Source organism: Streptomyces lavendofoliae (assembly GCF_014649735.1).
GTDB classification, from domain to species: domain Bacteria; phylum Actinomycetota; class Actinomycetes; order Streptomycetales; family Streptomycetaceae; genus Streptomyces; species Streptomyces lavendofoliae.
In genome coordinates this window covers 1-14,705 of the sequence record NZ_BMTP01000009.1, presented here as the reverse complement: position 1 = coordinate 14,705, position 14,705 = coordinate 1, and the positions used below count along the sequence as shown (strand labels likewise).

Below are 14,705 nucleotides of genomic sequence, written 5' to 3'. Positions count from 1 at the left end.
CATCCGCGCGGGTGACACGTCATTGAGGAGGAGGATGCGCTACCGCGAAATCCCTGCGGATTGACGCCGGTGGGGCAACACTGGGAGCGGACCGACCGACAAAACGGGGGGCGGCCATGAACACCGCATCGAGCCGCAGGACACACACCACACCGCAGCGAAAGAACCGACCCATGTGCCAGCACCAGCCAGCCTGTCCGACCGCCGACTCCGCCGACAGGGAGGCGGCCCGCCTGGTGGCTCACCACCCGGAACAGGGCTGGAGCCTGCTGTGCAACGGCGTCCTGCTCTTCGAGGACACCGGTGAACTGCTGCCGGACGGCCAGATCATCGCGCCGCACCGGCCACTGAGCGCGTCGAAGGTCGTGACGGCCGCCTGAGGCACACCGCACGGACCCACCCGCACGCGCAGCACCACGCACCGCACACACCGCACGGCGAAGGGCCGGTACGGAGTCCACCTCCGTACCGGCCCTCCGTCGTGGCCGCGCCGCGGCCGGCCGTCAGTGGTCGTACTCGTCCAGCGGCGGGCAGGAGCAGACCAGGTTGCGGTCGCCGAACGCACCGTCGATGCGGCGCACCGGCGGCCAGTACTTGTCCGCCGCCGAGACGCCGGCCGGGAAGACCGCCTCCTCACGGCTGTACGCGTGCGACCACTCGCCGCCCAGCGCGGACGCCGTGTGCGGGGCGTTGCGCAGCGGATTGTCGTCCGCGGGCCACTCGCCCGAAGCGACCTTCTCGACCTCCGCGCGAATGGCGATCATCGTGTCGCAGAACCGGTCGAGCTCGGCCAGGTCCTCGCTCTCGGTCGGCTCGATCATCAGCGTGCCGGCCACCGGGAACGACATGGTCGGGGCGTGGAAGCCGTAGTCGATCAGCCGCTTGGCGATGTCGTCGACGCTGACGCCGGTCGCCTTGGAGATCGGGCGCAGGTCCACGATGCACTCGTGGGCGACCAGGCCGGCCGGGCCGGTGTAGAGCACCGGGTAGTGCGGCTCCAGGCGCTTGGCGATGTAGTTGGCCGCGAGGACGGCGACCTGCGTGGCGCGCTTGAGCCCCTCGCCGCCCATCAGCCGTACGTACGCCCAGGAGATCGGCAGGATGCCGGCCGAGCCCCACGGAGCGGCCGAGATCGGGCCGACGCCCGTGTCCGGGCCGGCGCTCGGCTGGAGCGGGTGGTTGGGCAGGTACGGGGCGAGGTGCTCCCGCACACCGACCGGCCCGACGCCGGGGCCGCCGCCGCCGTGCGGGATGCAGAAGGTCTTGTGCAGGTTCAGGTGCGAGACGTCGCCGCCGAACTCGCCCGGCTTGGCCAGCCCCACCAGGGCGTTGAGGTTGGCACCGTCCACGTACACCTGACCGCCGGCCTCGTGGACCTGGGCGCAGATGTCCGCGACGTGCTCCTCGAACACGCCGTGCGTGGACGGGTAGGTGATCATCAGGACGGACAGCTCGTCGCGGTACTGCTCGATCTTGGCGCGCAGGTCCTCGACGTCGATCTCGCCGTCGTCGGCGGTCTTGACCACCACGACCTTCATCCCGGCCATCACGGCACTGGCCGCGTTGGTGCCGTGCGCGGACGACGGGATCAGGCAGACCGTGCGCTGCGTGTCGCCGTTGGCGCGGTGGTAGGCGCGGACCGCGAGCAGACCGGCCAGCTCGCCCTGCGAACCGGCGTTGGGCTGGATGGAGACCTTGTCGTAGCCGGTCACCTCGGCGAGGCGCTCCTCCAGCTCCCGGATGAGGGTCAGGTAGCCCTGCGCCTGGTCGACCGGGGCGAAGGGGTGCATGTGGCCGAACTCCGGCCAGGTCACCGGCTCCATCTCGGTGGTCGCGTTCAGCTTCATGGTGCAGGAGCCCAGCGGGATCATGCCGCGGTCCAGCGCGTAGTCGCGGTCGGCGAGCTTGCGCAGGTAGCGCAGCATCGCGGTCTCGGAGCGGTGCGCGTGGAAGACCGGGTGCGTGAGGTACGCGTCGGAGCGCAGGCGCTCCTCGGGCAGGACGTCGGCGGTGGCGGCGTCGAGCGCCTCGATGTCGCCGTGCACGCCGAAGGCGTCCCAGACGGCGGCGATCTGGGCGCGGCCGGTGGTCTCGTCGCACGCCGCGGAGACGTGGTCGGCGTCGACCAGGCGCAGGTTCACCCCGTTCTCGCGGGCGGCGGCGACGGCCTCGGCCGCCTTGCCCGGCACGCGCGCGGTCACGGTGTCGAAGAACGTGTCGTGGACGACCTCCACGCCCCCGGCGCGCAGGCCCTCGGCGAGGACGACGGCGTAGCGGTGCACGCGCTGGGCGATCTGCTTGAGCCCGTCCGGGCCGTGGTAGACCGCGTACATGCCGGCCATCACGGCGAGCAGCACCTGTGCCGTGCAGATGTTGCTGGTCGCCTTCTCGCGGCGGATGTGCTGCTCACGCGTCTGGAGCGCGAGACGGTAGGCCCTGTTGCCGTCGGCGTCGACGGAGACGCCGACGAGCCGGCCCGGCAGGCTGCGGGCGAACGTGTCGCGGACGGCCATGTAGCCGGCGTGCGGGCCGCCGAAGCCCATCGGCACGCCGAAGCGCTGGGTGGTGCCCACCGCGATGTCGGCGCCCAGCTCGCCGGGCGACGTCAGCAGGGTCAGCGCCAGCAGGTCGGCGGAGACCGTGACGATGGCGCCCAGCTCGTGCGCCTGGTCGATGACGGCCTTGATGTCCCGGACGGCACCGGAGGCGCCCGGGTACTGGAGTAGGACGCCGAACACGCCGCGCTCGGCGACCTCGGCCGGGATGCCCTCGCTGAGGTCGGCGACGACGACCTCGACGCCGGTCGGCTCGGCGCGGGTCTCGATGACGGCGATGGTCTGCGGCAGGGCGTCGGCGTCGACCAGGAAGACACCGTTCTTGACCTTGCCGACGCGGCGGGCCAGCGACATGGCCTCGGCCGCGGCGGTGCCCTCGTCGAGCAGCGAGGCGCCGGAGGTGGGCAGGCCGGTGAGGTCGGCGACCATGGTCTGGAAGTTGAGGAGCGCCTCCAGGCGGCCCTGCGAGATCTCCGGCTGGTACGGCGTGTAGGCGGTGTACCAGGCCGGGTTCTCCATGACGTTGCGCAGGATGACCGGCGGCGTGAACGTGCCGTAGTAGCCGAGGCCGATCATGGGGGCGAGCACCTGGTTGCGGTCGGCGAGCGAGCGGAGCTCGGCCAGGACCTCGGCCTCGGTGCGCGCGTCCGGCAGCCCGAGGGCCTCGGCGCTCTTGATCACATCCGGCACCGCGGCGGCCGTGAGCTCGTCGAGCGAACCGTAGCCCACCTGCGCCAGCATCTTGGCGCGGGCCTCTTCGTCGGGCCCGATGTGCCGCTGCTCGAACGGAATGCCCTGTTCGAGTACGGAGAGCGGAGTGCGGTTGGCGGTCATGGCGGAGGCCTCCTGGTCGATACGACCTGCGAGGGGCACCACGGCGCGGGTGCCCGGACGGCCTCCCCCTCTGTCATCTCAACCTGAGAGCTTCACCGGGCCCACCCGAAATACGGGCCGGACCGGCTTTCACCGTCGGTGAGAGCGGATGCCGTCCGACGCCCGCCCTGCTTTCCAGAGTGACCTCGTCCGTGCGGTACCGGGTGCCTGAGAGATTCCGGGGAGGATTTGCTCCTTCGGCGCCTCCGAAAGGTGCCTTCGGAGGACTCTCCCGCACGGGGTCAGCGGCCGTCTGCCAGCCTACCAGCGCGGTCCGGGCCCGATCCCTCGAGTGGCCGACGTCACCGATGTGCACTTTCGTAGTGCCTAGGGAGCGGTTGCGAGCAGATGGAGGGACCGTGCAGACCGATATCGATCCGCGCAGCCTGATCGGCCGCAAGGCCTTCGACCGCAACGGCCACAAGATCGGGACCATTGACGAGGTCTACCTGGACGACGCGACGGGCGAGCCGGAGTGGGCCGCCGTCCGGACGGGCCTGTTCGGTCGCGACGCCTTCGTCCCCCTGGAGCCGAGCGACGTGGCGGAGGACGGCCTGCACGTCCCCTACGAACGGGCCCTGATCAAGGACGCCCCCGACTTCGGCGTCGGCCGTCACCTCTCGCCCGAGCAGGAGCTCCAGCTCTACCACCACTACGGCCTGGCGCTCCCGCCGCCGCCCTCCACGGACCGCGACTTCGGCAAGCTCGCCGGCCAGGAGGACTGACCCGCCACCAGGGGCAGCGGATCGGACGGCGCCAGCTCCGGGTCGTCGGCCCGGAACGTACGCACCCGCCCGGGCGCCGACCACGGCTCCTCGAACCGCACGGTCACCCGCCCCAGCCCACTGCCCTGCACCCACCCGGCGCCGTACTCGGTGTGCCGCACGTCCTGGCCGGCCATCCACCGCCGCTCCTCCCGGACCTCCTCCGCCGCGCCCACCGCGCCCACCGCGCCCTGCGGCCCGGCAGGCTCACCCGGCACGCCCGCCCCACCGGCCGCCGCCCCCTCGGCGCCCCCGACCGGCCACCGACCCTCCACGCCACCGGCGTCCGTCCCGCCCGCCTCCGTCCCACTCGTCTCCCCGCCACCCGTCTCCGCGGCCGCCCTCTCCGCCGCGGCCTGCGCGAACAGGTCCTCCTGGGTGTAGTCCGCGAGTCCCGTGACCCCGACGCCCAGCAACCGCACGCCCCCGGTGGTGTCCACCCCCTCCAGCAGCCGCGCCGCCGCCTCGCGCACCACCACGAGATCGTCCGTCGGCCCCCGCAGCGTCTCGGACCGGGTCAGCGTCGAGAAGTCGTAGCGCCGGACCTTCAGCACCACCGTCCGCCCCGACCGCCCCGCGCCGCGCAGCCGCCCCACGCACCGCTCGGCCAGCCGCTCCACCTCCATCCGCACCCGCACCCGGTCGTGCAGGTCCACGTCGAAGGTGTCCTCCACGGACACCGACTTGGCGTCCCGCTCCGCGACCACGGGCCGGTCGTCGTACCCCCTCGCCATCCGGTACAGCGACTCCCCGTGCGCCTTCCCCAGCAGCCGTACGAGCTCGTCCTCACCGGCCCCGGCCAGGTCGGCCACCGTCGTCATACCGGCCCGCCGCAGGTGCTCGCCGGTGGCCGGTCCCACCCCCGGCAGGATCCGCACCGACTTCGGGCCCAGCAGCTCCCGCTCGGTCCCCGGCTCGATCAGCACCAGCCCGTCCGGTTTGGCCTCCTCCGACGCGATCTTCGCCAGCATCTTCGAGCCCGCCAGCCCCACCGACCCGGTGAGGCCCGTGACCTCGTGGATGTCCCTGCGCAGCCGCTCACCGGTCTCGCGCGCGCCCGCCGCGTCCCGCGCCGCTCCCCCGGCCTCCAGGTCCACGAAGGCCTCGTCGAGGCTCAGCGGCTCGACGAGGGGCGACAGCCCCCGCAACAGCTCCATGACCTGCTCGCTCACCGCCCGGTACAGCGTGAAGCGGGGCACCAGGTACGCGGCGTTCGGCGCCAGCCGCCGCGCCTGCGCCATCGGCATCGCCGAGTGCACCCCGAAACGCCGGGCCTCGTACGACGCGGTGGCGACGACCCCGCGCGGCCCCAGCCCGCCGACCACCACCGGTTTCCCGCGCAGGCTCGGCTTCGCCGCCTGCTCGGCGGCCGCGTAGAAGGCATCCATGTCCAGATGCAGGATGGTCGGCGCGGCTCTCACACCACCGATGCTGCCCTACGCCACTGACAATCGCCCCGGTCCCGGGCACCGGGGCCCGGCGCGCGTACGGCCGGCTCAGACGGCCCGGTCGCGCCTCCGGCGGGCCAGCTCGTCGGACGGGTTGTGCCGCACCAGCGTCTCCCCGGTGTCGACCCGCTCCCCGTGCAACTGCGAGAGCGCCGCTTCGACGTCCCGCCACACCACGCCCACGGCGATCCCGAAGACTCCTTGGCCGCCCTGGAGCAGATCCACGACCTCGTCGGGCGACGAGCACTCGTACACCGTGGCCCCGTCGCTCATGAGCGTCATCCGCTCCAGATCGCGGAAACCCCGCGCGCGCAGGTGCTGGACGGCCGCGCGGATGTTCTGCAGCGCGACACCGGTGTCCAGGAAACGCTTGACGATCTTCAGGACGACCACGTCCCGGAAGCTGTACAGCCGCTGCGTCCCCGAGCCGTACGCGGGCCGCACGCTCGGCTCGACCAGCCCGGTCCGCGCCCAGTAGTCGAGCTGCCGGTACGTGATGCCCGCCGCCGCGCAGGCGGTGGGCCCCCGGTAGCCGACCGTGTCGGTCTCCGGATCGGCTCCGTCCTCCCGCGCCGGGCCGGCGCCCACGCCGGCCACGCCCGCGTGGCGCGGGTCGGCCGCGCTCCCGTGAAGCGGATACGGCCCGCTCTGCCCCAGACTTCGTCCGGGGAGGCCCCCAGTCGCACCGTCGCCGCTGCTCATCACGCCGACCCTCCGTCCTTGACCTGCCATCTCGACGGTAGGCAGTCACCAGGGGTGCGTCAACGATCGCCACACTCGGCACGCCGAGTGATAATCACCCTGAGAGTGGTTTCCCGTATCCCAAAAGCGGGAAAGGCTACTCGAATGGGCTGAAACACCCCGACGATCGACCGCCTCGGGCACGCGCGGCTCCGGAGGGATACCACGGAGCGAGAGCCGGGAGAGCGGGCGGACGGCGGTGTCACCGGCGGCCCCGGGTGGGCGCTCGCACCCACCGGCAGCGCGAGGCCCGTCCGCGGGTCCACCGCCGACGGGCCGCAGCGCGTCACTGGCTGCTGGTGCCGAAGTCCTCGGGCGAGATCTGGTCGAGAAACTCGCGGAACTTCTCCACTTCGTCCTCCTGCTCGTCCGGGATGGCGATCCCGGCATCGTCGAGCACGCCGTCGCTCCCGTAGATCGGGGTCCCGGTGCGCAGGGCCAGCGCTATGGCGTCGGAGGGCCTGGCGCTCACCTCCACACCACTGGCGAAGACCAGCTCCGCGTAGAAGACCCCTTCCCGCAGGTCCGTGATGCGGACCTCGGTCAGCTCCTGGCCAACGGCCTCGAGCACATCCTTGAAAAGGTCATGCGTGAGCGGCCGGGCGGGGGCCATGCCCTGCTGGGCGAAGGCGATCGCCGTCGCCTCTCCCGGACCGATCCAGATCGGGAGGTACCGGTCGCCTCCCACTTCACGCAGGAGCACGATCGGCTGGTTGGACGGCATTTCCACCCGGACACCGACAACATCGAGCTCGTTCACATTGCAACCCTAGGACGTGCCGGACCGGTTTGGATAGTCGGGCCCTGTCAAGATCAGGGCAAGCGGACGCCGAGAGCCGTCTGCACCAGCGCCGCGTGCAGCCGGACGGACAGTGCCGCCAGCTCCTTCACGGTGGCCTCCGCATGGGCTCTGGTCTGCGGATTACGGTGTCTGCGCAACGGCGCGACGACCTGCTCCACCAGCCCGGCCTCCCGCTCGGCGGCGGCCTTCACGGCCCGCAGGTGCCGCGGCTCCAGACCGAATCTCCCCAGATCCGCGACAAGCTTCGCGACCGTGACCGCCTCGGCGTCGTACCCGCCGTCCACGCCCTGCACGACGAGCCCGTACGCCTCCCACTCGGCGAGTTCCTCCTCGCCCGCGCCCGCGGCGGCCAGGAGCTCCGCCCTGCCCACCCTGGCGGCCGTCGGGCGGTCCGGCACCGGGTCCCAGGGGTCCCCGTCCGCGGCGTCTCGCTGCGGCCCCGGAGCGGACGGCAGCTCCACCTGCTCGCCCCGCTCCACCGCGTCCAGGTGCTCGCGGATCACCTTCAGCGGCAGGTAGTGGTCGCGCTGCATCCGCAGGATCCGCGCCAGCCGCTCCACGTCGCGCGGACTGAACTTCCGGTAGCCGGAAGCCGTCCGCTGCGGCTCGACGAGCCCCTCCGCCTCCAAAAATCTGATCTTGGAGATGGTGACCTCGGGAAACTCCTCGCGCAGCTGGTTGAGCACCGTCCCGATGCTCACCAGCTGCTCGGCGGTGCCGTTGCCGGCACCGCCCGTCGTGGTTCGCAGCATGGGCCTCCCCTGCCGGGTCACACGCCCCGCTGGCTCGCGTAGAAGACCAGCCGGTACTTGCCGATCTGCACCTCGTCGCCGTTCGCCAGCGGAACCGAGTCGATCCGCTCGCGGTTGACGTAGGTGCCGTTGAGGCTGCCGACGTCCGACACCGTGAAGCTGCCGTCGGGCGAGCGGCGGAACTCCACGTGGCGACGCGACACCGTCACGTCGTCGAGGAAGATGTCGCTCTGCGGATGGCGCCCCGCCGTGGTCAGATCACTGTCCAGCAGGAAACGGCTGCCCGAGTTCGGGCCACGCCGGACCACCAGCAGCGCCGAACCCAGCGGCAGCGCCTCGACGGCCGCCTGCGCCTCGGGAGACAGCGACGGCAGCTGCGTCTGGCCGGTCACCTCGGAGTCGTACGCCTCCAGGCCGGAGATCGAGATCGTCGACGTCGTCTCGGACGCGCGCTCCGCCGGAACACCCCCGCGCAGCGGCGCACCGCAGTTGGAGCAGAACCGGCTCGCCTCGGCGTTGCGGTGTCCGCACCTCGTACACACCGGCATGGACGAATCCTCCTGCCGCGGCTGGCCCGCGTGGGCGCTCGTCGCGTACGGGTCGGACGTAAACCCTCCACCCGTACTCGAGGTTGATGGGTCCCCGAAACCTATGCGGCCGGAACCGGCAGGGTCAACAGACGCGCCCTGGCCTCCCGGAATGTCACCACCCGGGCGCGCAACCTCGTCACGGAAGAGCGGGCGCTCGGCGCCCTGCTCCTCGCTCTGGTCATGGCGCGACGCGCGGTGCCGGGCAGTGTTGCCGCGGTCCTCGCGTGCGCTCTTGCCGAACAACTTCGCAAACAACTTCACGGGCGATTCCCCTTGAACGAAACAGACCCGCCCGTGGGGCAGGACGAACCCTGAATGAACACACCTGCCGACCCGGACATCATCACAACGTCCGTATCCTCCGGACAGTTTCCATCACGCACCACGTATGTGATGCGCCGACCCCCCGCAACCCCGCGTCCCGGCGCCCCTCTTACGGTTCCCGCCGTGCGTCCGCGCACACCGGACCGCGTTCCCGCGCCCCGATCCGGCCCGCCGTCGGCCGGCCCCTGTCGCGTCACCCCCATGCACCCCCGCCTCACCGCGATGACGACCGAGCGTAGTCAGGCCGCTCCGCCGGTCGCAAGGCGTCCACGACGATCTTCTGCGACCGGGTGACCGTGGCGGTGGCCTGCTCCTTCTCCAGCGTCTGTACCACGCCTCCCGGGATGTTCAGCGCCGGTTCCAGGTCCTGCGGCTTCCCGATCACCTCGAAGCGGTACGGAGCCTTGATCTTGCGCCCGTCCACCTCTATGCCGCCGGCCTCACCCGAGAAGTACGAGTCGGCGACCACCCTGACGCCGTTGACCTGGATCGCCTCCGCGCCGGCCGCCCGGAGCTCCTGGATGGCGTCGAGCAGCATGTCCGACTCGACCGCGCCCGCGCCGTCGTCGATGGTGAGCGAGATGCCGGGGCCCCGGGCCGCCACGGTACCGGCCAGGATTCCCAGTTGCCGCTCCTTCTCCAGCGTCTGCTTGCGCGCCTCCTCCGCCTGGTCGGAGCTGTTCTCCAGCTCCGTGCGCTGGTCCTCCAGGCGCGCCTTCTCGTCCTCCAGGCGCTGCGTGCGGTCGTCGAGCTCGTCGAGGATGCGCACCAGGTCCTCCTGGCGCGCGCCGCGCAGCGCGCCGGTGTCACTGGTCGAGCGGACCTGGATGGCCAGTCCCAGTCCCAGCCCGAACAGCAGGACGGCCACGATGAGTTGTGCCCGGGTCACGCGCGGCGGCCACAGGCCCGCGATCAGCCGCTGCCGGCCGGTCGGTGCGGACTCCTCCGGTCCGGGTCCGGGTTCCGGCCCGGGCCGGGGGCCCGGACCAGCGGCCGCCGACGGAGCCGGCGACGGTGACGGGGCCGCAGCCGGCGGAGGGGCCGGGGGAGGGTTCTCGGAGGGCGTCCGGTCCGGGGACTGCCCGGGAGTCGGCTCGGGTGTCTCTGCGTTGCTCATCGGCCTCACGCCCGGAAGACGTGCCGCCGGATGGCGGCGGCGTTGGAGAAGATCCGGATGCCGAGCACGACGACCACGCCGGTGGACAGCTGTGCGCCGACGCCCAGCTTGTCGCCGAGGAACACGATGAGCGCGGCCACGACGACGTTCGACAGGAAGGAGACGACGAAGACCTTGTCGACGAAGATCCCGTCGAGCATGGCCCGCAGGCCGCCGAAGACGGCGTCCAGAGCGGCCACGACGGCGATCGGGAGATAGGGCTCGACCACAGCCGGCACCTCGGGCCGGATGAACAGTCCGACCACGACTCCCACGACGAGGCCCAGTACGGCGATCAAGATGTGCCCTTCCCTGTTTCGGCCGCGCCCCGCCCGTCACCCGTTCCGGCTCCGGTCTCGCTCGGCTGTGCTGTACGTACGATCAGGCTCGGCGCGGCCGGCAGACGCACCTCGCCCTGGTCCGAAATGCTGGTGCGGATACCGAAGTTCTCCTGCAGCACGTGCAGGTACTGCCCGTCGGCGCTGTCCTGGAACGTCGTCCGCAGCTTCTTCCCGTCCCCCACCGCCAGCACCGTGTACGGCGGCACCAGCGGTTTGTTGTCGACCAGTATGGCGTCGCCCGCCGCCCGGATCGCCGACAGCGCGGTCAGCCGCTGCCCGTTGATCGCGACGGCTTCCGCGCCCGCCTGCCACAGTCCGTTGACGACCCGCTGCATATCACGGTCCCGGACCCGGCCCGTGTCGGCGAAACCGCTGCTCTCCCGCGGACCGCCGCCGCCGTCCTCGGTCTCCTCGGCGTCGTCCACGACGAGCTTGACGCCCGGGCCGTGCACCGGCGTCGCTCCCGACAGGAGCGCCACGAGCTGTCCCTGGTCGCCGCCGTGCTGCTCCAGCGCCTTGCGCTGCCGCTCCCCCACCTCGGCGCGCAGCTCCTCGATCCGCTTCTCGAGGCCGTCCGCCGCCGAGGTCTCGTCCTCGATGCGGTCGATGAGCTCCTCGCGCTCCTTCGCCACCACCGGTGCCGATATCCGCGCCTGGGCGGCCCCCAGGGTGACGACGAGCGCGGCCAGCACGAGCCCCGCCGCCAGTCCCAGTTTGGCCCGGAGCGTACGCGGCAGACCGCCGCCCTCGGAGGCCCTGCGGGCCGAGGCCTCGGCGTACCCGTCGTCGAGCGCGTGGTCCATCACGTTGGTCAGCAGCGACATGGACGCATCGGGACGCGGAGGCGGGGAGCCGGTGCTCCGAACGGGGGGCTGCTGCGACATGCCGCACATCGTCGCACGTCGGAGGGGCTACCGCCGAATGGCCCCACCGAAGAGCCGGGAGGCGTCCAGTGACGCCTCCCGGCTCAGGGGTCCACTCGGGGTCAGCAGCCCGCGCTGTCCACCACCGCGGCCCACTCGTCCAGCAGGGCCTCGGCGGAGGCGTCGTCCGGACCTTCCGCCCACAGGTGGGTGACGGCCTCGGCGGGGTCGGGCAGCACCATCACCCACCGGCCGTCGGCCTCCACCACACGCACGCCGTCGGTGGTGTCCACGTGCCGGTCGCCGGCCGCCTCGACCACCCTGCGCATCACCAGGCCCTTGACGGCCCACGGCGTCGCCAGGTCCCGCTTGAGCACATGCGCCCGCGGGATGCGCGCGTCGATCTGGCTCAGCGTGAGCTGCGTACGCGCCACCAGTCCGATCAGCCGCACGAACGCCGCGGTGCCGTCGAACACGCTGCTGAACTCCGGGACGATGAAGCCGCCGCGGCCGTCACCGCCGAAGATCGTCGACTCCTCACGGCCGACCCTCGTCAGGTCGTCCGGCGAGGTCGTCGTCCAGTCCACCTGCGTGCCGTGGTAGGCCGCGACCTGCTCGGCGATCCGTGTCGTCGTCACCGGCAGGGCCACACGCCCGCTGCGCCGCTCGGCGGCCACCAGGTCGAGCATCACGAGCAGCGCCCGGTCGTCCTCGATGATCCGGCCGCGCTCGTCGACGAGCGACAGCCGCTCGCCGACGGTGTCGAACCGCACGCCGAACGCCGCACGCGCCGAGGCCACTATCTCGCCGAGCCGGACCAGTCCCGCGCGGCGGGATTCGGCGGACTCGGTGGGACGCGACTCGTCCAGGCCGGGGTTGATCGTCAGCGAGTCCACCCCGAGCCGTCCCAGGAGGCTGGGCAGGACGAGGCCGGCGCTGCCGTTCGACGCGTCGACGACGACCTTGAGGCCCGCGTCCGCCACGCCTGTCGTGTCGACGTTCCGCAGCAGCGATCCGGTGTACGAGTCGAAGACGCTCGACGGGAAGCTCAGGTCGCCGATCTCGCCCGGGAAGGCACGCCGGTACTCCTGGCGCGCGAACACCCGGTCCAGCTTCCGCTGCCCCGCCTGCGACAGGTCGGCGCCCCGCTCGTCGAAGAACATGATGTCGACCGAGTCGGGGACACCCGGCGTCGTACGGATCATGATGCCGCCGGCGCTGCCGCGCGCCGTCTGCTGCCGCGCGACGGGAAGCGGCACGTTCTCCAGGTCCCGTACGTCGATGGCGCTGGCCTGGAGGGCCGAGATCACGGCCCGCTTGAGCGCTCGCGCGCCTCGCGAGTGGTCACGCGCCGTGGTGACCGTGGCGCCCTTCTTGAGCGTCGTCGCGTACGCTCCGGCCAGCCTGACGGCCAGCTCGGGGGTGATCTCGACGTTCAGGATGCCGGAGACGCCACGCGCGCCGAACAGGTGCGCCTGCCCGCGGGACTCCCAGATCACCGAGGTGTTGACGAAGGCGCCGGCCTCGATGGTCTTGAAGGGATAGACGCGGACATTGCCCTGAACGATCGATTCTTCACCGACCAGGCACTCGTCACCGATGACGGCCCCGTCCTCGATCCGGGCGGCCCGCATGATGTCGGTGTTCTTACCGATCACACAGCCTCGGAGATTGCTGTGAGGCCCGATGTAGACGTTGTCGTGGACGACCGCCTTGTGCAGGAACGCACCGCTCTTCACGACGACGTTGGAACCCACGACGGTGTGCTCGCGGATTTCCACGCCGGCCTCGACCTTGGCGTAGTCCCCGATGTAGAGCGGCCCGCGGAGCACCGCGTCCGGGTGCACTTCCGCACCCTCCGCCACCCACACTCCCGGCGAGATCTCGAAGCCGTCGACGTCGACGTCGACCTTGCCCTCGAGCACGTCGGCCTGGGCCTTCACATAGCTCTCGTGCGTGCCGACGTCCTCCCAGTAGCCCTCGGCGACATAGCCGTAGATCGGCTTGCCTTCCTTCATGAGCTGCGGGAACACGTCACCGGACCAGTCGACCGGAACATCCGCTTCGACGTAGTCGAAGACCTCGGGCTCCATGACGTAGATACCGGTGTTGACCGTGTCGGAGAAGACCTGCCCCCAGGTGGGCTTCTCGAGGAAGCGCTCCACCTTCCCTTCCTCGTCCACGATGGTGATGCCGAACTCCAGAGGGTTCGGCACCCGCGTCAGGCACACCGTGACCATCGCGCCCTTTTCCTTGTGGAACGCGATGAGGTCGGTCAGGTCGAAATCGGTGAGCGCGTCACCGGAGATGACGAGGAAGGCATCGTCCTTGAGTGCCTCCTCGGCATTCTTGACGCTTCCCGCAGTACCGAGTGGCTTCTCCTCGTTGGCATAGGTGAGTTCCATGCCGAGCTCTTCGCCGTCACCGAAATAGTTCTTTACGAGCGAGGCGAGGAACTGCACGGTCACCACGGTCTCATTGAGCCCGTGCCTCTTCAGCAGCCGCAGCACATGCTCCATGATCGGTCGATTGGCGACCGGCAGGAGCGGCTTGGGCATGCTCGAGGTCATGGGGCGAAGGCGGGTTCCCTCGCCACCGGCCATTACGACGGCCTTCATGTCGGAAGCGTCCTCCTTGCGAAGATGACGGTCAAGCCGACTTCACCCGTCCGTGACAGCGGTGCTCCCAGAACGAACACAGGCGCTGTCTCACACCACATGGCACCGGAGAGACGGGCTCAATCGGCCACGGTATCCGCCTTGACAAGTCGGCGGACCTGGACCACATACAGGATCCCTGCCCACCAATACAGAGTTGTACCCCATCCGGCGAACGCCCACCCGAAAACTTCAGCGAGTGACGACAGCCATCCACTGCCGTCACTGAGCAGAAGGAGCGGGAAGGCATACATCAAGTTGAAGGTCGCCGCCTTCCCCAGGAAGTTCACCTGCGGCGGTGGATACCCGTGCCGGCGGAGGATTCCCACCATCACCAGCAGCATCAGCTCACGGGCCAAAAGGGCCAGGGTCAGCCACAGCGGCAGGATCTCGCGCCATGTCAGGCCGAGAAGCGTGGAAAGGATGTAGAGCCGGTCGGCCGCCGGGTCGAGAAGCCGCCCCAGGCTGCTGATCTGGTTCCACCGCCGAGCGAGCTTGCCGTCGAGGTAGTCGCTGACACCGCTGATCATCAGGACGAGCAACGCCCAGCCGTCGCTCTTCGGCCCGCCGAACTCGGGGCGGAGAATCAGCCACAGGAACAGGGGCACACCGGCGAGGCGAGCCATGCTCAGGATGTTGGGGATGGTGAGGACCCGGTCCGTCTGAACGCGAGTCTCCTGTACCTCCACCCGGGTGCCTCCTGTGGAAACGTGCCGATGATGCCGCCCTGACTTTACCGTCAGCCCGGGCCGGCCGACGCACAGGGGTGTCCGGGTCCCCCTGAAACGCAGAAAAGCCCCGCACCATAAGGTGCGGGGCTTCCCCACAATAATTGTTCG

At 70.8% G+C, this 14,705-nt stretch carries 13 protein-coding genes and 1 riboswitch; of the genes, 2 read left to right on the top strand and 11 right to left on the bottom strand.

The genetic code is table 11. The annotated features are described in order from the left end of the window. Positions 1 to 173: 173 nt before the first annotated feature. Positions 174 to 380, top strand: a complete 207-nt coding sequence (locus IE109_RS18010; RefSeq protein WP_189551922.1) for a DUF5999 family protein — start codon at positions 174 to 176, stop codon at positions 378 to 380. 123 nt (positions 381 to 503) lie between these two features. Here the strand turns inward: IE109_RS18010 and gcvP are convergent, their stop codons facing one another. Beyond that, complete coding sequence (gene gcvP / locus IE109_RS18005; RefSeq protein WP_189551921.1) at positions 504 to 3,389, bottom strand: aminomethyl-transferring glycine dehydrogenase; 2,886 nt, start codon at positions 3,387 to 3,389, stop codon at positions 504 to 506. 184 nt (positions 3,390 to 3,573) lie between these two features. Next, a riboswitch (glycine riboswitch) is annotated at positions 3,574 to 3,673 on the bottom strand. A gap of 114 nt (positions 3,674 to 3,787) precedes the next feature. Here gcvP and IE109_RS18000 point away from each other — a divergent pair. After that, a complete protein-coding gene (locus IE109_RS18000; protein WP_189551920.1) occupies positions 3,788 to 4,153 on the top strand; it encodes a PRC-barrel domain-containing protein in 366 nt (121 codons plus the stop codon). On the opposite strand, the gene IE109_RS17995 is transcribed toward IE109_RS18000, so the two are convergent. From IE109_RS17995 to clsA, 10 genes are all read right to left on the bottom strand, one after another. Then, a complete protein-coding gene (locus tag IE109_RS17995; RefSeq protein WP_189551919.1) occupies positions 4,081 to 5,613 on the bottom strand; it encodes a DNA polymerase IV in 1,533 nt (510 codons plus the stop codon). The two genes, IE109_RS18000 and IE109_RS17995, sit on opposite strands and share 73 nt — an antisense overlap. Positions 5,614 to 5,688: 75 nt before the next feature. Then, positions 5,689 to 6,342: a MerR family transcriptional regulator gene (locus IE109_RS17990; protein WP_189551918.1), complete on the bottom strand. Its 654-nt coding sequence runs from the start codon at positions 6,340 to 6,342 to the stop codon at positions 5,689 to 5,691. A 325-nt stretch (positions 6,343 to 6,667) separates the two neighbouring features. Continuing rightward, a complete protein-coding gene (locus IE109_RS17985; RefSeq protein WP_004002801.1) occupies positions 6,668 to 7,141 on the bottom strand; it encodes a bifunctional nuclease family protein in 474 nt (157 codons plus the stop codon). 53 nt (positions 7,142 to 7,194) lie between these two features. Continuing rightward, positions 7,195 to 7,935, bottom strand: coding sequence for a transcriptional regulator FtsR (gene ftsR, locus IE109_RS17980; RefSeq protein ID WP_189551917.1), 741 nt, complete (start codon positions 7,933 to 7,935; stop codon positions 7,195 to 7,197). A gap of 17 nt (positions 7,936 to 7,952) precedes the next feature. After that, positions 7,953 to 8,894, bottom strand: a complete 942-nt coding sequence (locus IE109_RS34040) for a double zinc ribbon and FHA domain-containing protein (RefSeq protein ID WP_189552162.1) — start codon at positions 8,892 to 8,894, stop codon at positions 7,953 to 7,955. A gap of 169 nt (positions 8,895 to 9,063) precedes the next feature. Next, on the bottom strand, positions 9,064 to 9,966 hold the full coding sequence (locus IE109_RS17970; protein WP_229891203.1) for a DUF881 domain-containing protein: 903 nt from the start codon (positions 9,964 to 9,966) through the stop codon (positions 9,064 to 9,066). A 5-nt stretch (positions 9,967 to 9,971) separates the two neighbouring features. Beyond that, the gene (locus tag IE109_RS17965; protein ID WP_064068997.1) at positions 9,972 to 10,304 is read right to left on the bottom strand and encodes a small basic family protein; all 333 of its coding nucleotides are present in this window, start codon (positions 10,302 to 10,304) and stop codon (positions 9,972 to 9,974) included. Beyond that, positions 10,301 to 11,230 (bottom strand): DUF881 domain-containing protein, encoded by a 930-nt coding sequence (locus IE109_RS17960; protein WP_189551916.1) that lies wholly within the window; start codon positions 11,228 to 11,230, stop codon positions 10,301 to 10,303. Before IE109_RS17960 ends, IE109_RS17965 begins: the two co-directional genes overlap by 4 nt. Positions 11,231 to 11,331: 101 nt before the next feature. Continuing rightward, a complete protein-coding gene (locus tag IE109_RS17955; protein WP_189551915.1) occupies positions 11,332 to 13,827 on the bottom strand; it encodes a mannose-1-phosphate guanyltransferase in 2,496 nt (831 codons plus the stop codon). 119 nt (positions 13,828 to 13,946) lie between these two features. Next, a complete protein-coding gene (gene clsA, locus IE109_RS17950; protein WP_189551914.1) occupies positions 13,947 to 14,555 on the bottom strand; it encodes a cardiolipin synthase ClsA in 609 nt (202 codons plus the stop codon). Positions 14,556 to 14,705: the final 150 nt, after the last annotated feature.

Bases quoted from the DNA above. Each gene is read 5' to 3' on its own strand.
- IE109_RS18010 (WP_189551922.1), top strand. From the start codon at position 174: ATGTGCCAGCACCAGCCAGCCTGTCCGACCGCCGACTCCGCCGACAGG.
- gcvP (WP_189551921.1), bottom strand. From the start codon at position 3,389: ATGACCGCCAACCGCACTCCGCTCTCCGTACTCGAACAGGGCATTCCG.
- IE109_RS17990 (WP_189551918.1), bottom strand. From the start codon at position 6,342: ATGAGCAGCGGCGACGGTGCGACTGGGGGCCTCCCCGGACGAAGTCTG.
- ftsR (WP_189551917.1), bottom strand. From the start codon at position 7,935: ATGCTGCGAACCACGACGGGCGGTGCCGGCAACGGCACCGCCGAGCAG.
- IE109_RS17970 (WP_229891203.1), bottom strand. From the start codon at position 9,966: ATGAGCAACGCAGAGACACCCGAGCCGACTCCCGGGCAGTCCCCGGAC.
- IE109_RS17960 (WP_189551916.1), bottom strand. From the start codon at position 11,230: ATGTCGCAGCAGCCCCCCGTTCGGAGCACCGGCTCCCCGCCTCCGCGT.
- IE109_RS17955 (WP_189551915.1), bottom strand. From the start codon at position 13,827: ATGAAGGCCGTCGTAATGGCCGGTGGCGAGGGAACCCGCCTTCGCCCC.